Raw genomic sequence first — 20,599 nt, 5'->3', positions numbered from 1 at the left:
ATTCAGGCCCGGTGCGGCGTCTGTGACCATTGCGTTTGCCGCAGCGCTTCGCCTGCTATCATGGCCGCCGACATGGCAACATTGATGGAGCGCTGGCCCTCGACCATCGGGATCAGAATGCGGCCATCGGCCTTGCCATGCACATGCTCGGGCACGCCGGCGCTCTCGCGGCCGAAGAGGAGAATATCGTCGCCGCGGAAGGTGAAGTCGGTATAGCGCTCGGCCGCTTTGGTGGAGGCGAGCACCAGTCGCCGCCCGCTTTCCAAACGCCATGCCTCGAAGCGTTCCCAACTCACGTGCCTGGTCAGGGTGACGGTGGCGAGGTAGTCCATGCCGGCGCGCTTCAAGTTGCGGTCCGATATGTCGAAACCTGCCGGTTCGATGATGTCGACACCGAGCCCGAGGCAAGCGGCCAGACGCAGGATCGTGCCGGTGTTGCCGGGAATGTCGGGTTGGTAGAGGGCGATGCGAAGCGTGGTCATGCGCTGGAATTAGCGAAATCACCCGGATTTGTCTTCGATTTTCCTCGATCCCTCGATTTCTGTGATGTCTCCCATCAGTACAATTGAAGGTTTCAGCCCATTTTTCAGGCATATTTCACTTTTCAAAATAGGAAATGCGCGCTAAAAGACACTCGCTCTACAACCAGCGAAATAGGAGGCACAGATGGATATCACCTTTGTAATGATGCGCCTCCGTGCCGTGAACCCACGGTTCTGATTAGGGCGCTTTAAGGCGCACTTTCGCAGGTCCCCCTTTTCGTTTCGTTGCGCGGCCAATATGGCCTCGTTCTTTCATCGCCCGGTCACCATATCAGTCTGCGACCTTTAGGCGCAGCGGGTGGTCAAAAGGTCGAGTCTCTGGAGCATTTCAATGTTTGGCTGGTTTGAACGCCGACTAAATCCATTTCCGAGCGAGATACCGGACGCTCCGCCGCGTGGTCTGATTGCCTTCTGCTGGCACTATACCAAGCCGGCTGCGCCCTGGCTGATCGCCATGAGCATCCTCACCATGTCGATCGCGATCGGGGAGGTGGCGCTGTTCCAGTTCCTCGGCGACATCGTCGATTGGCTGACGAAGGCCGACAGGGCGACCTTCCTGCAAACGGAATGGCACAAGCTTTTCTGGATGGGAGCGATGGTGCTTGTCGGCCTGCCGCTTGCGGCAGTGCTCGACAGCTTCATCATGCACCAGGTGCTGATCGGCAACTACCCGATGATCGCGCGCTGGCAGATGCATCGTTTCCTGCTGCGCCACAGCATGACCTTTTTCGCCAACGAGTTCGCGGGCCGTGTCGCCACCAAAGTGATGCAGACCTCGCTTGCCGTGCGCGAAACCGTCATGAAGGTCCTCGATGTTTTCGTCTATGTGGTCACGTACTTTCTGTCGATGATCTTCGTCATCGCGATGGCGGACTGGCGACTGGTGATTCCGATCGTGCTTTGGCTCGGTATTTATGTCGGCATCGTCTCCTACTTCGTGCCGAAGCTGCGCAAAATCGCCGCGCAACAGGCCGATGCGCGTTCGACGATGACGGGGCGTGTCGTCGACAGCTATACCAACATCGCGACGGTGAAGCTGTTTTCACACGCGGGTCGCGAAGAGAGTTATGCCAGGGCCGGCATGGAGGAATTCCTCGGCACCGTGCACAAGCAAATGCGCAAGATAACGATGTTCAACGCTGCTGTTTATACCAACAATTGCGCGGCGTTGTTCGTCGTCTCGGCACTGTCGATCTGGTTCTGGCTTAACGGCTCGATCGCAGTCGGTTCGATCGCCATCGCCATCGGCCTTGCCATGCGGATCAACGGCATGTCGCAGTGGGTGATGTGGGAAGTCTCGGCGCTCTTCGAGAACATCGGCACGGTCTATGACGGCATGGAAATGATGACGAAGCCGCATGATATCGTCGACCAGCCGACGGCTTCGCCGATTACGGCCAAGCAGGGCGCGATCCGCTTCGACCACATTCGCTTCCACTATGGCAAAGCGAAGGGTGTCATCGAGGATCTGACCCTGGATATCCGCGCCGGCGAAAAGGTGGGGCTCGTCGGTCGCTCAGGCGCCGGCAAGACGACGCTGATGAACCTGCTGCTCCGCTTCTATGATCTGGAGAGCGGCCGCATCACCATCGACGGCCACGACATCGCCGGGGTGACGCAGGACAGCCTTCGTTCGATGATCGGCGTGGTGACGCAGGATACCTCGCTGCTGCACCGCTCGATCCGCGACAACATCGCCTACAGCCGTCCGGACGCGACCGACGAAGAGGTGACCCAGGCGGCCAAGCGCGCCAATGCCTGGGAGTTCATCGAAGGGCTGGTCGATATGCAGGGCCGCAAGGGGCTGGATGCGCAGGTCGGTGAGCGCGGCGTCAAGCTCTCCGGCGGCCAGCGGCAGCGCATCGCGATCGCCCGCGTCTTCCTGAAGGACGCGCCGATCCTGGTGCTCGACGAGGCGACCTCGGCGCTCGATTCCGAAGTGGAAGCGGCGATCCAGGAAAACCTCTTCGCGCTGATGCACGGCAAGACGGTGATCGCCATTGCGCATCGCCTGTCTACGCTGACCGAGATGGACCGCCTCATCATCCTCGATAAGGGCCGGATCATCGAGACGGGCACGCATCAGGAACTGGTCCAGAACGGCGGTATCTATGCCGAGCTCTGGAGCCGCCAGTCCGGCGGCTTCCTCGCCGACCACGAAGAGGCCGAGGCGGCAGCGGAGTAAGCATAAGGAAAGGGCGGCTTCGGCCGCCCTTTCTGTTGGCGCCTCATTCGTGGTGAGCCCGCCGCATCCAATCCTAACGAAAATGTAACCTTTCTGGCGGCCCGCCTTTACTTTGCGTGGCCTCGGAAATTCCCTATATCGCTCGCATGTTCATCCGTTCCGTGTACCGTCTGTTCGAGACGTGGATTGATCCCTATTACCGCAGCGGCGATCTCCGGCCGCCGCGGTCGCTTGGGGCCTTCATCTGGTACTATGTCAGCCAGGCGAAAGGACCGTTCCTGGCGATGGCGGCGCTCGGCGGTGCCGTGGCCATGCTCGAGGCGGCGCTGTTCTGGTTCGTCGGCCATCTGGTCGACATTCTGGACAAGGTAAATCCGGGCGAGGGATGGGGCGGGCTGCTCGCCGGCCACGGGGGAATGCTCCTCGGCATGGTCTTCGTCGTTCTGGTGGTCCGTTTCGTGGTCGTCAGCCTCGGCGCGCTTGTCGAGGAGCAGGTCGTCGTACCCGGCTTTCTCAATCTTGTGCGCTGGCAGGCCTATCGGCATGTGGCCAGGCAATCGGTCGAGTTCTTCCAGAACGATTTTTCAGGGCGCGTCGTCACCAAGGTCTGGTCGGCGGGCCAGGCGACAGGTGATCTTGTCGTGTCGCTGCTGCAGGTGGTCTGGTTCATCATCATCTATGCCGCATCGACCATCGCGCTGGTTGGCAGGCTTGACTGGCGGCTGGCGCTGGTGATCACGGTGTGGATCGGCATCTTCTCGCTGCTGGCCCGCCACTTCGTGCCGCGTATCCGGCGGCATGCGCGCAATGCTGCGGAGGCATCCTCGATGCTGAACGGCCGCATGGTCGATGCCTATGCCAATATCCAGACGCTGAAGCTCTTCGGACGTGAGGAGCAGAACGACGACTATATCCGCAACGGCTTCGATCGTTTCCAGGCGGCTGTCATGCCCTTCACGCGGCTGTTGACGGGCGTGCGTTCTTCGCTCGCCCTGCTATCGGGCGTGATGATCACGACCATCGGCGCGCTGGCCGTGCATCTCTGGCTGTCGGGGGCGATCTCGACCGGCGGCGTCGCCTTCACGCTCAGCATGGTGCTGCGGCTGAACATGCTCTTCGGCCGCATGATGTCGCAGTTCAACGCCATCATGCGCAATCTCGGCACGATCCAGAATTCGGCCGAGATGATCTCCGAGCCCATCGGCCTGGTCGACCGGGCCGGCGCCAAGGACCTGACCATCAGCGGCCCCGAGATACGCTTCGAGGATGTGACCTTTCACTACGGGCGCGGCGGCGGCATCATCGACAATTTCTCCCTCAGCGTGCGCGCCGGCGAGAAGGTCGGCATCGTAGGCCGTTCGGGGGCCGGCAAGACGACACTCGTCAATCTGCTGCTGCGCTTCTACGATCTTGAAGGGGGTCGCATCCTGATCGACGGTCAGGACATCGCCGGCGTGCGACAGGAGTCGCTGCGCGGTGCGGTCGGCATGGTGACGCAGGATACCGCCCTTCTGAACCGCTCTATTCGCGACAACATTCTTTTCGGCCGCCCGGATGCCGGCGACGAGCTAATGGTGGAGGCCGCGCGCCAGGCGGAGGCAGACAAGTTCATCATCGATCTGGAAGATCAAAAAGGGCGAGCGGCCTATGCGGCCCATGTCGGCGAGCGCGGCGTCAAGCTTTCGGGAGGCCAGCGCCAGCGTATCGCGATTGCGCGCGTCATGCTGAAGGATGCGCCGATCCTGGTGCTTGATGAGGCGACGTCGGCGCTGGATTCGGAGGTCGAGGCTGCCTTGCAGTCCAATCTCGACACGCTGATGAAGGGCAAGACCGTGTTGGCGATCGCCCATCGGCTGTCGACCATTGCCAAGCTCGACCGACTGATCGTGGTCGACAAGGGCAAGATCATCGAGGAAGGGACCCACGAGGCGCTGATCGCCTGCGGCGGCCTCTATTCCGAGCTCTGGGCACGCCAATCCGGTGGCTTCATAGCGGCCGACGCCGAATAGCCCTCTTGCTGTCACCAACGACGAACATCCTGCGGCATCAAGGCCTTATCGGGGTACGCTGAACTCCGTCATCAGGCCGAAATGGTTCGAGCCCATGGCGTCGGGTATCTGCTTTACGGATACCAGCCGCAGCGGCGGGCGTCCGAACACATGGTCGATGGTGATGCCGTAGGCGCCGGCCTCGATCGGCCAGGTGGCCGGCTCGGGGAAGGCGTGGCGCAGGCCGGTTGCGGCCAGGAAGTCGCGCATATCGGGCGCGATGACCGACGCGTTGAAATCGCCAGCCAGGATCAACGGCCCTTTCACGTCGCCAAGGATCGGGCCGAGAAGATCGAGTTCGACCTGATGGAAGGCGTCGAAATAGGGCTTGCTCAGATGGACCGATGCGAAATTGACGGGCCGCCCGTCCATGTCGATGGTGGCGAGAATGAAGCGATTGTCCCAAAGGCTGCCGAGGCTGCGCATGAGCTGCGTCTGGAACGGCCTCTTCGACAGCATCAGCGAGTCGCAATCGGACGTCATCACGCCACAGCCGATGCGGTAGGGATAGACCTGCGTGATGCGATCCATCTGCGAAAAGATCGGGCCTGCCTCGAAGATCTCGACGACATCGGCCTTCGAGCCGACGATAAGGTCGGCGATGCGTGCGCCGTTCTCGAAGTTGCTGTCCTCTATGTTGAAGGAGAGGAGCCTGAAGCTTCCGACCGAGGCTTCCGCCGGGGCGATGAAGGAGGGGGCGGCATATTCTTGGAGCATGACGACGGAATGCACCAGCAGCGCGACACCGACTAACACCAGGAACATCGCATACCAGTGCCGTTTGAAAACAAGCGCGATCAAGGCGAGCACGATCGCGAACAGGCTAATGTGGGTCTGCAGGCTCTCAAAGAAGGCCAGTATCCAGGAATCGGCTACGTAGCGTGCCACGAGCATGCCGAGCGCTAAAGTGGCGAGGACACATAGAACGCAATAAACCGTATGTCTCATGAGAGGTTCTCGTGCTTCGTTTTCGGCGCTTTGACGACGCGCAGCAACGGCGTCAATCGTTCATAAATCGCGCGCTAAATCCATTCAGTTTTAAGAGGTAGAAAGGCAAGCTTATTATATGTCGGACGCAGCGTCGCTACCGCTTATGCCGCAATGCAGCATTGAAATCACTGTTTATTTTGCCCTGCATCATAAAAATATATTATCTGAATCGCTCGTTTTTTCATGCGCTTAGGGTCGCTTGACTAAAGCTCGCGATTTTAAGCTGCGGCCTTGCGACCGAATAGCGCAGTTTTGCCGCGACATTGTGCCCTCTCCCCTTGCCAAGACTGGACATAATTTGCGATCAAGCTTAGAACGCAGCGGGTTACGGAGGAATCTATGGCGGAATTATGGTCGCGTTGATTCGTCGTTAGTGAGGGGGTACCGCGGCTCTGCCGCGGTTTTGCGGAAGAGGATGTCCAGCCTTGAGCGAGCATAGTACGACAAGTGAGTCCACCGGCGAGCCAACTCGCCGCGATTTCCTTTATTTGACGACAGGAATGGCCGGCGCAGTGGGCGCGGTTGCCGTAGCCTGGCCGTTTATCGATCAGATGCGGCCGGACGCATCCACACTCGCTCTTGCTTCCATCGAAGTCGACGTGTCGAGCCTGGAGCCTGGCATGTCTCTGACGGTGAAATGGCGCGGCAAGCCCGTTTTCATTCGCAACCGCACGCAAAAGGAAATCGACGATGCCAAGGGCACGCAGATCTCGGATCTGAAGGACCCTGTCGCCCGCAATGCCAACCTGCCGGCGGATGCGCAAGCGACGGATGTCGCGCGTTCGGCGGGTGATGGCAAGGAAAACTGGCTCGTGATGATCGGCGTCTGCACCCATCTCGGTTGCATACCGCTCGGCCAGGCTGGGGAATATGGTGGTTGGTTCTGTCCCTGTCACGGTTCGGTCTATGACACCGCCGGTCGCATCCGCCATGGGCCGGCGCCGCAGAACCTCGCCATTCCGCAATATGCGTTCACCGCAGAAAAAAAGATCAAGGTCGGTTGAGGGGGAGCTGAATCATGAGTACTCATTCGTCTTACGAGCCATCCACAGGGCTCGAAAAATGGGTCGACGCACGGTTACCGCTGCCGCGTATGGTCTATGACAGTTTCATTGCCTATCCGGTTCCGCGCAACCTGAACTATGCCTATACGTTCGGCGCGATGCTGGCCGTCATGCTGGTTCTGCAGATCCTGACCGGTGTCGTCCTTGCCATGCATTATGCGGCGGATACGACCGTTGCTTTCAATTCGGTCGAAAAGATCGTCCGCGACGTCAACCACGGCTGGCTGCTGCGCTACATGCATGCCAACGGCGCGTCCTTCTTCTTCGTTGCTGTTTATCTCCACATCGCCCGCGGCCTCTACTATGGCTCCTACAAGGCGCCGCGCGAAATCCTCTGGATCCTCGGCGTGATCATCTATCTGCTGATGATGGCGACAGCCTTCATGGGCTATGTTCTGCCCTGGGGCCAGATGTCCTTCTGGGGTGCCACGGTTATTACCGGCTTCTTCTCGGCGTTCCCCTGGGTCGGCGACTGGATCCAGACCTTCCTGCTCGGCGGCTTTGCCGTCGATGATCCGACGCTCAACCGCTTCTTCTCGCTGCACTACCTGCTGCCGTTCATGATCGCCGGCGTCGTCATCCTGCACATCTGGGCGCTGCATGTGACCGGCCAGACGAACCCGACCGGCGTCGAGGTCAAGCTGAAGACCGATACCGTGGCCTTCACACCCTACGCTACGCTCAAGGACGCGCTTGGCGTTTCGATCTTCCTGCTGGTGTTCGCCTATTTCGTCTTCTACCTGCCGAATTTCCTCGGTCACGCCGATAACTATATCCCGGCAAATCCGCTGAAGACGCCGGCCCACATCGTTCCGGAATGGTACTTCCTGCCGTTCTACGCGATGCTGCGGTCGATCACCTTCAACATCGGGCCGATCGACTCCAAGCTCGGCGGCGTGTTGACGATGTTCGGCGCGATCATCGTGCTGTTCTTCCTGCCCTGGCTCGATACGTCGAAGGTTCGTTCGGCCGTCTATCGTCCCTGGTACAAGCTGTTCTTCTGGCTGTTCGTCGCCGATGCCATCCTGCTCGGTTGGCTGGGCTCGCAGCCGGCGGAAGGGATCTACACCACGGCTGCGCAGTTCGCGACATTGTTCTACTTCCTCTTCTTCCTCGTCGCCATGCCGGTGCTTGGCATAGTCGAGACACCGAGGCGCGTTCCCAACTCGATTACGGAAGCGGTTCTTGAAAAGCAGGGCGGTAAAGTTGCCACCCCGGTTCAAGCATAACCGGCGATAGAGGAAGAAAACGATGAAAAAACTTATTGTCGGCCTTCTGTCGCTCACGCTCATTGGCGGTCCGGCTACCGTTGCCGCCTTTGCCGCGGAAACGAAGCCTGCGGCGGAAAGCGAGACGCCGCACTATCCGCTGAAGGAGCCGCGCGAACAGCATTGGTCCTTCTCAGGCCCGTTCGGCTATTACGACAAGGCGCAGCTGCAGCGTGGCCTCAAGGTCTACACGGAAGTCTGTTCCGCCTGCCACTCGATGAAGCTGGTGGCTTACCGCACGCTGGGTGATCTCGGCTATACGGACGCACAGGTAAAGGCTTTCGCCGCCAATTATGAGGTGCAGGACGGGCCGAACCCTCAGGGTGAGATGTTCACCCGTAAGGCGGTTCCATCAGATCATTTCAACTCGCCGTTCCCGAACGACGAGGCTGCTGCTGCCTCCAACAACGGGGCCGTTCCGCCTGACATGTCGCTGCTTGCCAAGGCGCGCGAAATCGAACGCGGCTTCCCGCAGTTCATTTTCGATATCTTCACGCAGTATCAGGAAGGCGGCCCGGACTACATCTACTCGCTGCTGACCGGCTATGAAGATGCGCCGGCCGATTTCAAGGTGCCGCAGAATTCGCATTACAATCCGTATTTCGATGCGGCTGCGACCTTTGCGATGCCGAAGCCGCTTTCGGATGGGCAGGTGACCTACGACGACGGCTCGCCGCAGACGGTCGACCAGTATGCACGCGACGTGTCTGCCTTCCTGATGTGGACTTCCGAGCCGCATCTGGAGGATCGCAAGCACCTCGGCTTCATGGTCATCGTATTCCTGCTGATCTTCTCAGTGTTGATCTACCTCACCAAGCGGTCGATCTATGCCAAGGCTGGCGCTCACTGAGCCTTTCTGCTTTTCGGGAAAAAGGCGGCCTAACCGGGCCGCCTTTTTTGTTGGTATAGCGCCTGGGTATTGCTAGGGTGCGGCCGGCCCTATCATAGCCTGAGAGTACATATTTCATGAACACTATCGCTTCGGAGCTTGCTGCCAGCATTCGCTCCATTCCGGATTATCCTAAGCCCGGTATCATCTTCCGCGACATCACCACGATGCTTGGCAATGCCAAGGCGTTTCGTCGCGCAGTTGATGGGCTGGTGAATCCCTATGCCGGGACGAAAATCGACAAGGTTGCCGGCATGGAAGCGCGCGGCTTCATTCTCGGGGGAGCGGTGGCGCATCAGCTCTCGGCCGGCTTCGTGCCGATCCGCAAGAAGGGCAAGCTGCCGCACGATATCGTCCGGATCGCCTACAGCCTGGAATATGGCGTCGACGAGATGGAGATGCACCGGGACGCTGTCAATCCAGGCGAAAGGGTCATCCTCGTGGACGATCTGATCGCGACCGGTGGCACGGCTGTCGGCGCCACGCAGTTGCTGCGCCAGATCGGCGCCGAAGTCGTCGCTGCCTGCTTCGTCATCGACCTACCGGATCTGGGCGGCCGCAAGAAGCTCGAAGCGCTTGATGTGCCGGTTCATACGCTGGTGGAATTCGCCGGTCACTGAGCCGGGCCTGTTGGGGCACGCCGGGCAGAATTTGCCGGCTGCCCCCGCTATTCCTATTCAAATGCCAGCACGGTGCTTTCGAAGCGCAGGGCCGGCATGCTGTGCTGGTTCGAGCCGTCACAGGCGAGCGTGTAGAGCGTCCAGCCGGGGCGCGAGGCCAGAGGGCGGCTGGCGAGCAGGGTGACGCCATAGGCGATGGTGTCGCCGGCGAAGACCGGGCGCAGCCATTGTAACTTCGTGAAGCCAGGCGAGGGGCCGAGATTGGGTGGCGTTTTGCCCTCCGCGATCAGCCTGATGGTCTCGCCCTTCCAGAAATCGACGAAGGTGCGCATCCACATGGCGCAGCTGTGCCAGCCGGAGGCGCAAAGGCCGCCGAACAGCGTCTCCTTGGCCGCTTCGGCATCCATGTGGAAGATCTGCGGATCGAAGCGCGATGCGAAACGGACGATGCTTTCGGGCGTGAAGGTATGGCTGCCGATCTCGACCCGTTCGCCGATGGTATAGAGCTCGCTCATCTTCATGCCGATACCTCCGCGCCGGCGCGCATGCGGATCATCGTCGAGTTCTCGCCGAGGCAGACGAGCTCGCCGCGCTGGTTCTCGACCTCGTGGTGGAATTTGACGATGCCGATGCCGGGGCGCGAGCGCATGGGACGTGCTTCCAGCACGATGGACCGACCGGACAGTGTATCATCAGCGAGAACCGGCTTCTTCCAATCCATGAAGTCGATGCCCGGCGCACCTTGCGCATCGGCTTCGAGAAGATAGGAGTCGCACATCATGCGCATGAACATCGCCGAGGTATGCCAGCCTGAGGCGGCAAGGCCGCCGAGGATGCTGGCGCGGCCCGCTTCCTCATCCAGGTGCATCGGTTGCGGATCGAATTCACTCGCAAACTCGATAATTTCAGCCGCCGTCACATGTTTTGGGCCGAGCGGAAATTCCTGCCCCTGCTGAAAATCCTCATATGCCAATTTCGTCATATTCGTCACGAGCCTCCTCATTCCGTCCGTGCGCAATCGCATGCCAGGCAGGAAGGGCGCAAGTATTTTCGCGACAGCCGCGGACGAAGAGACGCGATGAATGCATGCCTGTGCCCCCAGCAGCCCTTGATTGTGTCCCGGCAATATGATGAGGCTGCACAACATCGTTACGAAGCAAGGACAGACATGAGCGATCTCAAGACCGCGCTGGAAGGCGCCGCTGGCGAGGGGATCATTTCTCCGGATCAAGCCATCCGGCTTTTGCCCTATCTGACCGAGCGTAATATCGGCGCCGGCGCACCGGCCATTCGGAACAGTCTCTCGCAGCCGCGCGACAATGATCTGACGAATCCGCTGGAGGACAGTGAAGCGCCGCGCTTCATTCGAGGCTTTCATGATGTCCTGATCACCATCGGCATCATCGTGTTGCTTGCCGGGCTATGGGGGCTTACGAGCTTCCTCGGGCCGCTGCCGGCGATTATCATCCTTGCCGAAATCCTGGTGCGTCGCCAGCGGCTGGCGCTTCCGGCCGTGGCGCTGACCATCGCGCTGGCGCAATGGATAATCACCGTCTCGGTGGTCTATCTCGGTCCGGCCGACGACGGCCGCGCCATCATGGTGGACTGGATGGTGATGACACTTCCGTTCCCGCCGCTCTTTGCTTTGTTCTATTGGCGCTACCGCGTGCCGTTGTCGCTGGCGATGCTGCTCTTCTCGCTGTTCGCGCTGTTGCTGGCGGCGGTCTTCTATATCATAGGGCTGGTGACGGGCGCGCCGAACGTGGTGCTTGCCTACCCGCTGCTGTCGATTTGCATCATGTTTGCGGCGGCACTCGGGACATTCGCGGTCGCGATGTATTTCGATCTCCGCGATCCTCAGCGCGTAACACGCCGCTCGGACGTTGCCTTCTGGCTGCATCTCGCGACCGCGCCGGCGCTGCTTTATACGGCGAACCTGCTCGCATTCATGCTTGAGTTCGGCAGTGACGACACCATTTTCACCAAGATTGGGAGTGGCAGCTACGCGCAGGCGACAACCATCGTCGTCATCGTGGCGATCATGATGCTGATCGGCCTGATCATCGACAGGCGTGCTTTCGTAACAGCTGGTTTGCTTTCGCTCGGCGTGGCGATCGGAACCATTTTGCGGCAGAACAATGCCGGGCTCGACAAGGTGAGCTTCATCGTGCTGATGATCGTCGGGCTTGTCGTGTTGGTGATCGGCGTCGGCTGGCCGCATCTGCGCCGCGCCACGGTCCGGCTGCTGCCGGCATCCGTACAGGGAAGATTGCCGGCGCTCAGGTAAGGGCCGGCAATCCCTTCATTCTTTAGGCGTTGAAGAGGAAGTTGAGGACATCGCCGTCCTGGACAATATACTCTTTGCCTTCGGAGCGCATTTTGCCGGCTTCCTTGGCGCCCACTTCGCCGTTATAGGCGACGTAGTCGTCATAGGCGATGGTGCTGGCGCGGATGAAGCCGCGTTCGAAATCCGAATGGATGACGCCGGCGGCCTGTGGGGCCTTCGTGCCGCGCTCAATCGTCCAGGCGCGCGTTTCCTTCGGTCCCACCGTGAAATAGGTGATGAGGTGCAGCAGCTTGTAGCCGGCGCGGATCAGCCGGTCGAGCCCGGCTTCGTCGAGGCCGAGCGCCGAGAGGAATTCGATGGATTCGTCTTCGGGCAGCTGCGCCACTTCCGCTTCGATGGCGGCTGAGATGATCACCACCTCGGAATTCTGCTCCTTCGCCATGACTTCGACCGCGGCCGTATGCTCGTTGCCGGTCACGGCATCAGCCTCGGCGACGTTGCAGACATAGAGAACCGGATGCGAGGTCAGAAGGTTCAGGCTCTTGAGGATGCGGAGTTCCTCGGCATCGAGCTTCGACAGCAGCGTGCGCACCGGCTTGCCTTCGTTCAGCAGGCTGAGCGAGGCTTCCATGATCGGCAGCATCGCCATGGACTCCTTGTCCTTGCTGGTGGCGCGCTTGCGCATCTGTTCTGTGCGGCGCTCCAGGCTCTCGAGATCGGAGAGCATCAGCTCGGTCTCGATGGTCTCGGCGTCGGCAACCGGATTGATGCGGCCTTCGACATGGGTGATGTCGCTGTCTTCGAAGCAGCGCAGTACATGCACGATGGCGTCGACCTCGCGGATGTTGGCGAGGAACTGGTTGCCGAGGCCTTCGCCCTTCGAGGCGCCGCGCACCAGGCCGGCGATATCGACGAAGGAGATGCGCGTCGGGATCAGCTCCTTCGACTTGGCGATGTCGGCGAGTTTGCGCATGCGCGGATCGGGAACCGCGACTTCACCGGTATTCGGCTCGATCGTGCAGAAGGGATAATTCGCCGCCTGCGCCGCCGCCGTCTTGGTCAGCGCGTTGAACAGAGTGGACTTGCCGACATTCGGCAGCCCGACGATACCGCATTTGAAACCCATGGCACCTTGTCCATATCTAGAAAATCTTTGCAGTGCGTATGGGGGAAGGGCCGTTGCGGGTCAAGTCTTGTGGGGAAAGCAAGCCGATTTTCTGCCGCAAGACGGGTTGAAGCCTTCAAAAGCTGCGGCGCCACATCGTCTCCGAGACACCGTCCGCCTTGAATGGCGTGGTGCGCTGCACTATAATAATGCCATTAGCTCAAAGCCTTTTTCTCTGTCGTCAACGGTGATGCCGATGAGTGACAATGATGTTGTCCTGAAACCAAAGACCAAAACCAAGCTGAAGGTCGAGAGGCCGAAGCTTTACAAGATCATTCTCGTCAATGACGATTACACGCCACGCGAGTTCGTCATCATGGTGCTGAAGGCCGTGTTCCGCATGAGCGAGGAGGCGGGCTATCGCGTCATGATGACGGCGCATAAGCTCGGCACCTGTGTCGTGATGGTTTGCGCGCGGGATATCGCCGAGACGAAGGCCCAGGAGGCGATCGATCTGGCGAAAAGCGCCGACTTCCCTTTGATGTTCACGACGGAACCGGAAGAATAGCCTCCAAGTATCCTGTCAGACGGTGGTGGGACGGCGGATCTGGAAGCCTGTCTTATCCTGGCTGAAGCCGCTATCGGCGTAGAAGCGCAGTGTCGCCGGATCCTTGGAGCCGGTCAGCAGCATGATCTTGTAGCAATTCTCCTCCCAGGCCAAAGCTATGGCCCTTCCGATGAGTGCCCTGGCAAGGCCGCGCTGACGATAATACGCGTGCGTGACGACATTCTCGATCAAGGCATAGGAGGCGCCGCCGCGCGTCAGGTTGGGAATGACCACCAGGGTAACGGAGGAGACCGCTTCGTCGCCGGCGAAAGCCGTGAAGATCGTCATGCCGGGATGCGAGAGGATCTCGGCAAAGCGGTTTTCCGCCAGATGGGGCTCCAGTTCGGGATCATCAGCATTGAGATGCCGATAGAGTGCAAGAAGCGTAGACAAATCCCCGGCGGCGGCCGGCCGGATCACGATACCAGCGGCGTCTTCGGCTAATGCTTCCGGCATTTCAATTGTCCTTCTTGCCGAACATCCTTTTTAGCATCTCCGCCATCGGGCCGGTTTCGGGTATTCTCGGCTGGCTGTGGTTGCGCGCCTGATGGATATGCGATTTGGCCGTGACTTTCTTTTCCGCCTTTGGCGCCTCTTCCTCGGCCTTGCCGCCGAGGGCGAGCGCGATCTTGTTCATCAGCTGCGAATCCTCGCCGCGCACTAGCATGTCGGCGTTGTCAGCGAGCGTATCGAACAACGGTTCCAGCCAGTCCCGGTCCACCTTGGCGAAATCGCCGAGCACATGGTTTTGCACCAACTCCTTGACGCCAGGATGACCGATGCCGAGGCGTAGCCGCCTGTATTCGCGGCCGCTATGGGCGTCGATCGATTTGATGCCGTTATGGCCGCCATGGCCGCCACCGCTCTTCAGTCGCGCCTTGCCGGCAGGCAGATCAAGTTCGTCGTAGATCACCACGAGATCGGATGGCTCGAGCTTGTAGAAACGCATGGCCTCGCCGACAGATTCGCCGGAGAGGTTCATGAAGGTCTGCGGCTTGATGAGCAGCACTTTCTGGCCGCCAAGCTCGCCTTCGGCAATCTCTGCCTTGAACTTCTTCGACCACGGCGAAAAGCTGTGTCGGCGATGGATCGCATCCACGGCCATGAAGCCGATATTGTGGCGGTTGCCCTGATATTTGGCGCCGGGATTGCCGAGGCCCGCGATGAGAAGCATGCGCTTCACCCCTTGGAAAATGCAGATGCCCTTCACGACAGGGAATTGACGGCAAAGTCAAGGCGGGATGCTGTCACTCGCCGAGGTGCAGGCCGTACTTCAGGAAAATCCGCGTCTGCGTGCCGTCGGCGATCAGCGCATCGAGCGCGGTTTGCATTCTGCTCCGGAGATCGTCGGGGAAATCCTTCTGGCAGGCGATACCCATGGGTTGCTGGGAGAGGATCGTCACCTTCTCCACGGCATTGCCGTCCTTCTTCAGCTTGTCGAAATAGGATTCCGAGATCGGCATCAGGTCGACGCGGTCGCTCATCAATTTCTTCAGCGTCGCCCTGAAGTCGCTGCCCACATCGATACGCGGAAAATTGTTCCGGCGCAGTACCGTCTCCGTATAGTCCTGGCGCCAGGTGCCGACGAGGTACCTCTTGGCTTCGTCGATCGTGGCGGCTGTAACCGTCGAGCCGCTGTGCTTGATCAGGATGTTGCGATCGATCAACAACGGCTGCACCCATTTGAAGAGCTTGTCGCGCTCGTCGTTGTGAGCCGTGGCGAATACGCAGGTGAAAGGCTCCGTCAGCGCCTGGTTGTAGGCCCGGGCCCAGGGCATGACGTCGATCGTGTAATCGACGCCGATGTCGGTCATGACCTTCTGTACTTGTTCGACGGTTGCTCCAACGGGGGTCTTGCCGTCGCGATAATTGAAAGGCGGATATTCTTCGGTCGTGAAATGGATGGTTTCAGCACGGGCAGGGGAAAGGACGGATAGCGAAGACAGGCTGACGGCGACAGTGAGCAGCAGTTTTCGCATGCGGTTCCTCATTGCTATGACGCCTGCGCTACGGGGGAGAGGTGGTCGAATTGCGGGCCGGACAGCGTTTTCATGAGATTGTCCGGATGCTGCGGTCGATGGAAGAGATAGCCTTGCCCGTAATCGATGCCCATGGTGCGCAGGGTCGCGCATTCCTCTTCGGTTTCCACACCCTCGGCAATGACCGTGCAATTCATCTTGTGCGAGAGCGTCGTGATGCTCTCGACCAGCATGCGGCTCTTGGCGCTGACATCCGAGGCGGTATCGTTGATGGCGCGGATGAAGGATTGGTCGATCTTGATGATGTCGACGGGGAACCGATTGATATAGCTCAGCGACGAATAACCCGTGCCGAAATCGTCGAGCGCGATGCGGCAGCCGTAGTGGCAGATTTCGTTGATGACCATGCGTGTTTCCGGATTGTCGTCCATCAGCACGGCTTCGGTAATTTCGATGACGATGCGCCGCGGGGAAATATCGTAGCGCGAAAGCAGGGCTGCGATCCGCACGGGCAGATCCGGCTCGAACTGCAAGGGTGAGAAATTGATCGCGATGTAACTGTCCTGCATGCCGTCGAGCCGCGACAGGCGGGCGAAATGGGCGATCGCCTTTTCCATGATGCGATTGCCGATGCGTATGATGGAGCCTGTTTCTTCTGCAACTTCGATGATGCGGCCCGGAGGCAGGATGCCCTTCTGCGGATGATGCAATCGCATCAGCGCCTCGAAGCCGGCAATCGAGCGATCATCGATATTGACGACTGGTTGCAGATAGGCTTCGAACCAGTCTTCGCTGAGCCCGCTTTCGATGTAGCTCTCCAGCTCGGCACGGCGGCGGGAATCGTCGAGCATGCCGTTGTCGAAGATCTGCGCGCCGTTCTTGCCGTCGCGCTTCTTGGCATACATGGCGATATCGGATTTCAGCAGCAGTTCGGCCGCGTTGGCGGCATGGCGCGGATAGATGGCGATGCCGATGCTGGCGCTGAGGCGGGCGTCGCCATAGAACGGCGTGTCGAAGACTTCGGCGATGCGAGCGGCCATGTCCATGGCTCTTGCTTCCGCGTCTTCCGCCAGTAGCAGGATCGCAAATTCGTCGCCGCCGAGGCGGGCAGCGACATCGCCGGGCTTCAATCGAGCCTGCAGGCGCGATACGAGCTCGCGCAGGGCCGCATCGCCGGCGGCATGGCCCATATTGTCGTTGATCCACTTGAAACGGTCGAGGTCGATGAAGAGGCAGGCAAGCTCGCGATGGCGCAGGTCCGCCTCGTTGATCTTGGCGTCGAGTGCGGTCTCGAAGCCCTGACGGTTCAACAGGCCGGTTAGATGGTCGGTAATCGCCTGGCGCAAGTTCCGGTCTTCGGATTGCTTGAGTTCGGTGACATCGGTCATGACGGACAGCGAGAGGCCATCCTGGACTGCCGTCGTCTCGAGGATCAAGACGTCCATTTTACGCCCGTCCCGGCAAAGGAATTTTACCGTGACGGCAAGGCGAGCGGCGCTGTCGGGGTGGCTGTGTTTGCGGTCGACATATTGCGAGCGCGAATCCGGCAGCACCAGACTGGCGAATTCACGTCCCAGCACTTCGGCACGATTATAACCGGTAGCGGCGAGCCAGTAATCGCTGACGGCGGCGATGCAATCGTCCTTGTCGAGGGAGAAGAGCATGGCGGGCGTCAGATTATAAGTGTCTGTGGCGCGGCGATGAGCGTGCTTCAGCTCGGTTTCCTCGCGCTGAAGCTTGCTCTGCATATCGTTGAAGCTGCTGGCGAGCCGTCCCATTTCGTCATTCGATTGCCAATCGACATGATGGCGCGAACCGAGCCGCCGCGTCGCTTCGACGGCGTGCGTCAGCCGCATCAATGGCTGGATGACGAAAATGCGGTTGCCGATCAGCGCCGCGCCGAAAACCGTCAGCACGGCAAAGATGAAGATGGAGATGAAGACGATCTCCTCGTTCTTCAAACCGTCAAAGAGCCCGAGTTGAGGATAGAAGACCGTGATAGTGCCAAGCTTCTTTGCGCCATCGACGCCGTTATAGACGATCGAACGGGAGACCGACTCCAGATTGCCCTTGTAGGATTTCGGAATGGTCGATTGCGTGACGTCAAGCTGGCCGGAGAGGTCGCGGACATTGACCCTGACAATGGCGCCTTCGGCGACCGTCGTTGCGCTGATCTGGGTGACGCTGTCTTCGTCGAGATCCCAAAGCGGCTTTGCCAAAGCCTGGGCATTGGCGACGAGCAGAACGGTGATGTGATCCTTGATTTCCTTTTCGGCGCGTTCCGACGACAGGAAAAGAAACAGCACAAAGAGCGGCGCTACGAAAACCAGCAGCGCTCCGCAGACGATCGCGAAAAACCTGTTTTCGACCGAATGGCTCATAGTCCCATTAGCTCCCCAGTCATAGGCCGGCGGATCTTGGGATACCGTTCCCTACAACTCTTTCGCGTAGGGTTCCATGAATGTGTTAAATGTTGCTGAAATTCTGGGGTTAAAGAATATCAATCAAAGTATAGATTCAACAAATCATTATTTTTACTTATGCTAATATTAGTGATCGGATGTGAAAAACCCGCCATCCCCATAGGGGAGGCGGGTCTGGATGCTTGGCAATGAAGACGCCAATCAGGCGCTGGCTTCTTCGCCGCCTTCTGCTTCTTCTTCCGTAAGACCGGCTGCCGGGGCAACGATCGTTGCGATCGTGAAGTCGCGGTCGGAGATGGTCGGCGTGACGTTCTTCGGCAGCTTCACGCTCGAGATGTGAATGCTGTCGCCGCTCTTCAGACCGGTGAGGTCAACGGTGAAGAATTCCGGGATCGCATCGGCCGGGCAGTGAACTTCGACTTCGTGACGAACGATATTCAGCACGCCGCCAGCCTTGAGGCCCGGGGACTTGTCGTGGTTTTCGAAGTGAACCGGGATTTCGACGGTGACTTCGGTGTTGCCGGAAACGCGCAGGAAATCGACGTGAACCGTGAAGTCACGGACCGGATCGAGCTGGTAGTCCTTCGGCAGAACCTTGAACTTCTTGCCGCCGACGTCGATCGTTGCGATCGTCGTGAGAAAACCGCCGGCGTGGATGCGCTTCGTCACCTCATTGGTGTTGATAGCGATAGAAATGGGGGCCTGCTTGTCACCATAGATGACAGCGGGAATCAAACCATTGCGGCGAAGTTCACGGGCGGACCCCTTACCAACCCGTTCGCGCGCCTCGGCCTTTAGCTCGTAGCTCTCGTGGCTCATAGCTATTCCTTTCGAGGTTATATGGAGAGTCCATCCGGTCGGTCATATGCCGTATCGGTTGAACTGGAGGAGGGCGAGCCCTGCCTCATCCGCATTGCCTCCAAGGGTGTCTACGCGGACGCGTGGCGTATAATACAAAGTGGCCGAAGGCGCAAGCACCTCCGGAATGCGAAGCTCCGTGATGACATTGCAACTCTTGCGCACGAGGCTGCGACGCCATTTCTATCAACGACTTGACATATACCCTCGGCCCCTTCAACAGTCGAACTCAATCGATCAGGGTCAAAAGGAGAGGTCGGGCATGCGCTCCAGGGCTATCGCCGCTGCGGTTATTTCCATGGGTCTTGCCGGCGCATCACAGGCGGCCGACATCAACGAGCAAGGCGCCAAGGACCTCCGCAATATACTGACGCATTCTCTTTCAAACGATCTTGCCCGAAGCGATTTCGTCTCGGTCAAGCCGGCGGGTGATCAGTATGAGATTACCTACGACCTTGCGAAGTTTTTCGACAAAATCAATTCCAGCGCGTTCTCCGTTACGGGTTTCAAGCCGCTTTCCATGTTCGCGCAGCCGATCGATCAGGGCAAATGGCATTTGAAGGGCGATAACAGCCTCGATATTTCCCTGCATTCGCCGGTGTCCGACATCGCTTATTCCGTTGCCTCCACCTCTTTCGATGGCATTTTCGATCCCACGATCGAGATGATGCGGTCGATGGGCATCAAGAGCAGCGGCGTGAAATTCTCAAGTGTCGGCAGCGGGCCAAGGAGTGGGCGCAAGATCGATGCCACCATCGACAGCGCCTCTTTCGCCCATACGGTGACCGACAGCACCGAGGCGGGCAAAGTCGATCTGCAATTGCAGGGCACGTTGCAGCGGCTCAATGAGCAATTCACGTTGCGGCCGCACGGCTCGCCCGTCAATTTCAGTGCTGAGAGCGTCAATACGAGCGTTACAGCGACGAGCCTGCCGGTGAAGGACCTGCGCGCGCTCATTCGCTTCTTCGTGCAGCACGTGAAGGCGAAGCAGCTCTCGGAAAGCGGCAGCGAGAAGTTCGAGCAGCTGGTACGCCGCGCCTTGCCCGTTTTCGGTTCGCTCAGCAAGACCGTGACGTTGAACAATGCCGTTGTGGCAACGGATAAGGGCAAGGTCGGCGTCAAACGTGTCGACTACAGCTTCAGGATGGATGGTCTGACCAAGGCGTCCAATGTCAATCTCGAGCTGCGGGCGGATCACTTTACTCCCGATGCGGACCTCATCCCGGCGGCTTATTCGACTTTCCTGCCCGAGACATTGGACGTTCAGCTCGGTGTGCCCAACATCAATTTCGCCGGCCTCATCGATACGGCTCTCGAGGCGGTCGCCACGCGGGCGACGCCGGTTTCCGCTGAAACGCTGAAGCGCACGATGTTCCCGAGCGGATACGGTACGCTCGAATTTCCGAAGATAAGCGCTACCTCCGGTGTCTACGACGTCGAGGTTTCCGGCGCGGTGAAGGCCTCGACCAAGGCCCATTCCGACTATTCGCTGCAGGCAACAATCTTGGCGCGCGATTTCGACAAGACTGTCGCTGCCATTCAGGAGGCCGCCAAGACGCAGCCTCGTCTGAACAATGTCTCCTTCAGCCTGCTCGCCGCCAAGGGGTTTGCAAAAACCGATCCGGACGGTCGCCTACGCTGGGACGTCACGATGGATGAAGATCGGACTGTTACGGTCAACGGACAGGTGATGAAGAAGCCCTGAGGCACGGGAGCGAGCCATGCTTCTTGGGC

Annotated in this window: 19 protein-coding genes; 9 read left to right on the top strand and 10 right to left on the bottom strand. The window is 59.4% G+C overall.

Annotated features, from left to right (window positions below; all coding sequences use genetic code 11):
* Positions 1-2 precede the first annotated feature (2 nt).
* Positions 3-482, bottom strand: a complete 480-nt coding sequence (locus JTP94_RS32205) for a tRNA (cytidine(34)-2'-O)-methyltransferase (RefSeq protein ID WP_204854421.1) — start codon at positions 480-482, stop codon at positions 3-5.
* A gap of 391 nt (positions 483-873) precedes the next feature.
* Here JTP94_RS32205 and JTP94_RS32200 point away from each other — a divergent pair, with 391 nt between their 5' ends.
* Both JTP94_RS32200 and JTP94_RS32195 read left to right on the top strand, forming a co-directional pair.
* Positions 874-2,727 (top strand): ABC transporter ATP-binding protein, encoded by a 1,854-nt coding sequence (locus JTP94_RS32200; protein WP_204854420.1) that lies wholly within the window; start codon positions 874-876, stop codon positions 2,725-2,727.
* 146 nt (positions 2,728-2,873) lie between these two features.
* Positions 2,874-4,736, top strand: coding sequence for an ABC transporter ATP-binding protein (locus JTP94_RS32195; protein ID WP_204854419.1), 1,863 nt, complete (start codon positions 2,874-2,876; stop codon positions 4,734-4,736).
* Positions 4,737-4,781: 45 nt separating this feature from the next.
* On the opposite strand, the gene JTP94_RS32190 is transcribed toward JTP94_RS32195, so the two are convergent.
* Complete coding sequence (locus JTP94_RS32190) at positions 4,782-5,723, bottom strand: endonuclease/exonuclease/phosphatase family protein (protein ID WP_204854418.1); 942 nt, start codon at positions 5,721-5,723, stop codon at positions 4,782-4,784.
* A 467-nt stretch (positions 5,724-6,190) separates the two neighbouring features.
* On the opposite strand from JTP94_RS32190, the gene petA reads away from it, so the two are divergent.
* The 4 genes from petA to JTP94_RS32170 all read left to right on the top strand — a co-directional run bounded on the left by petA (position 6,191) and on the right by JTP94_RS32170 (position 9,606).
* Complete coding sequence (petA, locus tag JTP94_RS32185; protein ID WP_204854417.1) at positions 6,191-6,769, top strand: ubiquinol-cytochrome c reductase iron-sulfur subunit; 579 nt, start codon at positions 6,191-6,193, stop codon at positions 6,767-6,769.
* Between the two features lie 14 nt (positions 6,770-6,783).
* Positions 6,784-8,058, top strand: coding sequence for a cytochrome b (locus JTP94_RS32180; RefSeq protein ID WP_034504061.1), 1,275 nt, complete (start codon positions 6,784-6,786; stop codon positions 8,056-8,058).
* 22 nt (positions 8,059-8,080) lie between these two features.
* The gene (locus tag JTP94_RS32175) at positions 8,081-8,947 is read left to right on the top strand and encodes a cytochrome c1 (protein ID WP_204854416.1); all 867 of its coding nucleotides are present in this window, start codon (positions 8,081-8,083) and stop codon (positions 8,945-8,947) included.
* Positions 8,948-9,063: 116 nt separating this feature from the next.
* The gene (locus JTP94_RS32170; protein WP_204854415.1) at positions 9,064-9,606 is read left to right on the top strand and encodes an adenine phosphoribosyltransferase; all 543 of its coding nucleotides are present in this window, start codon (positions 9,064-9,066) and stop codon (positions 9,604-9,606) included.
* A gap of 53 nt (positions 9,607-9,659) precedes the next feature.
* On the opposite strand, the gene JTP94_RS32165 is transcribed toward JTP94_RS32170, so the two are convergent.
* Complete coding sequence (locus tag JTP94_RS32165) at positions 9,660-10,127, bottom strand: MaoC family dehydratase (RefSeq protein WP_204854414.1); 468 nt, start codon at positions 10,125-10,127, stop codon at positions 9,660-9,662.
* Complete coding sequence (locus JTP94_RS32160; protein WP_204854413.1) at positions 10,124-10,588, bottom strand: MaoC family dehydratase; 465 nt, start codon at positions 10,586-10,588, stop codon at positions 10,124-10,126. The genes JTP94_RS32165 and JTP94_RS32160 overlap by 4 nt, the downstream gene beginning before the upstream one ends.
* A 186-nt stretch (positions 10,589-10,774) precedes the next feature.
* Between JTP94_RS32160 and JTP94_RS32155 the strand changes: the two genes are divergently transcribed.
* Positions 10,775-11,893 carry a hypothetical protein gene (locus JTP94_RS32155; RefSeq protein ID WP_204854412.1) on the top strand — a complete coding sequence of 373 codons (1,119 nt, stop codon included), beginning with the start codon at positions 10,775-10,777 and terminating at the stop codon, positions 11,891-11,893.
* Positions 11,894-11,915: 22 nt separating this feature from the next.
* Here JTP94_RS32155 and ychF read toward each other — a convergent pair whose 3' ends face one another.
* Complete coding sequence (ychF, locus tag JTP94_RS32150) at positions 11,916-13,019, bottom strand: redox-regulated ATPase YchF (protein WP_204854411.1); 1,104 nt, start codon at positions 13,017-13,019, stop codon at positions 11,916-11,918.
* Between the two features lie 235 nt (positions 13,020-13,254).
* On the opposite strand from ychF, the gene clpS reads away from it, so the two are divergent.
* On the top strand, positions 13,255-13,566 hold the full coding sequence (gene clpS, locus JTP94_RS32145; protein WP_034504068.1) for an ATP-dependent Clp protease adapter ClpS: 312 nt from the start codon (positions 13,255-13,257) through the stop codon (positions 13,564-13,566).
* 15 nt (positions 13,567-13,581) lie between these two features.
* Here the strand turns inward: clpS and JTP94_RS32140 are convergent, their stop codons facing one another.
* The 5 genes from JTP94_RS32140 to JTP94_RS32120 all read right to left on the bottom strand — a co-directional run bounded on the left by JTP94_RS32140 (position 13,582) and on the right by JTP94_RS32120 (position 18,826).
* Entirely contained in the window at positions 13,582-14,061 is a 480-nt protein-coding gene (locus JTP94_RS32140) for a GNAT family N-acetyltransferase (RefSeq protein ID WP_204854410.1), read from the bottom strand.
* 1 nt (position 14,062) lies between these two features.
* Complete coding sequence (gene pth / locus JTP94_RS32135; RefSeq protein WP_204854409.1) at positions 14,063-14,779, bottom strand: aminoacyl-tRNA hydrolase; 717 nt, start codon at positions 14,777-14,779, stop codon at positions 14,063-14,065.
* 73 nt (positions 14,780-14,852) lie between these two features.
* The gene (locus JTP94_RS32130; protein ID WP_204854408.1) at positions 14,853-15,584 is read right to left on the bottom strand and encodes an ABC transporter substrate-binding protein; all 732 of its coding nucleotides are present in this window, start codon (positions 15,582-15,584) and stop codon (positions 14,853-14,855) included.
* A gap of 14 nt (positions 15,585-15,598) precedes the next feature.
* Positions 15,599-17,965 carry an EAL domain-containing protein gene (locus JTP94_RS32125; RefSeq protein ID WP_204854407.1) on the bottom strand — a complete coding sequence of 789 codons (2,367 nt, stop codon included), beginning with the start codon at positions 17,963-17,965 and terminating at the stop codon, positions 15,599-15,601.
* Between the two features lie 243 nt (positions 17,966-18,208).
* Positions 18,209-18,826, bottom strand: coding sequence for a 50S ribosomal protein L25/general stress protein Ctc (locus JTP94_RS32120; RefSeq protein ID WP_204854406.1), 618 nt, complete (start codon positions 18,824-18,826; stop codon positions 18,209-18,211).
* 301 nt (positions 18,827-19,127) lie between these two features.
* Between JTP94_RS32120 and JTP94_RS32115 the strand changes: the two genes are divergently transcribed.
* Positions 19,128-20,570: a hypothetical protein gene (locus tag JTP94_RS32115; RefSeq protein ID WP_204854405.1), complete on the top strand. Its 1,443-nt coding sequence runs from the start codon at positions 19,128-19,130 to the stop codon at positions 20,568-20,570.
* Positions 20,571-20,599: the final 29 nt, after the last annotated feature.

It is taken from the genome of Martinezella lusitana (genome assembly GCF_016901135.1).
Lineage (GTDB): Bacteria > Pseudomonadota > Alphaproteobacteria > Rhizobiales > Rhizobiaceae > Rhizobium > Rhizobium lusitanum_D.
The sequence above is the reverse complement of the archived record's forward strand: the minus strand, read 5'-3'. Positions and strand labels throughout refer to the sequence as shown.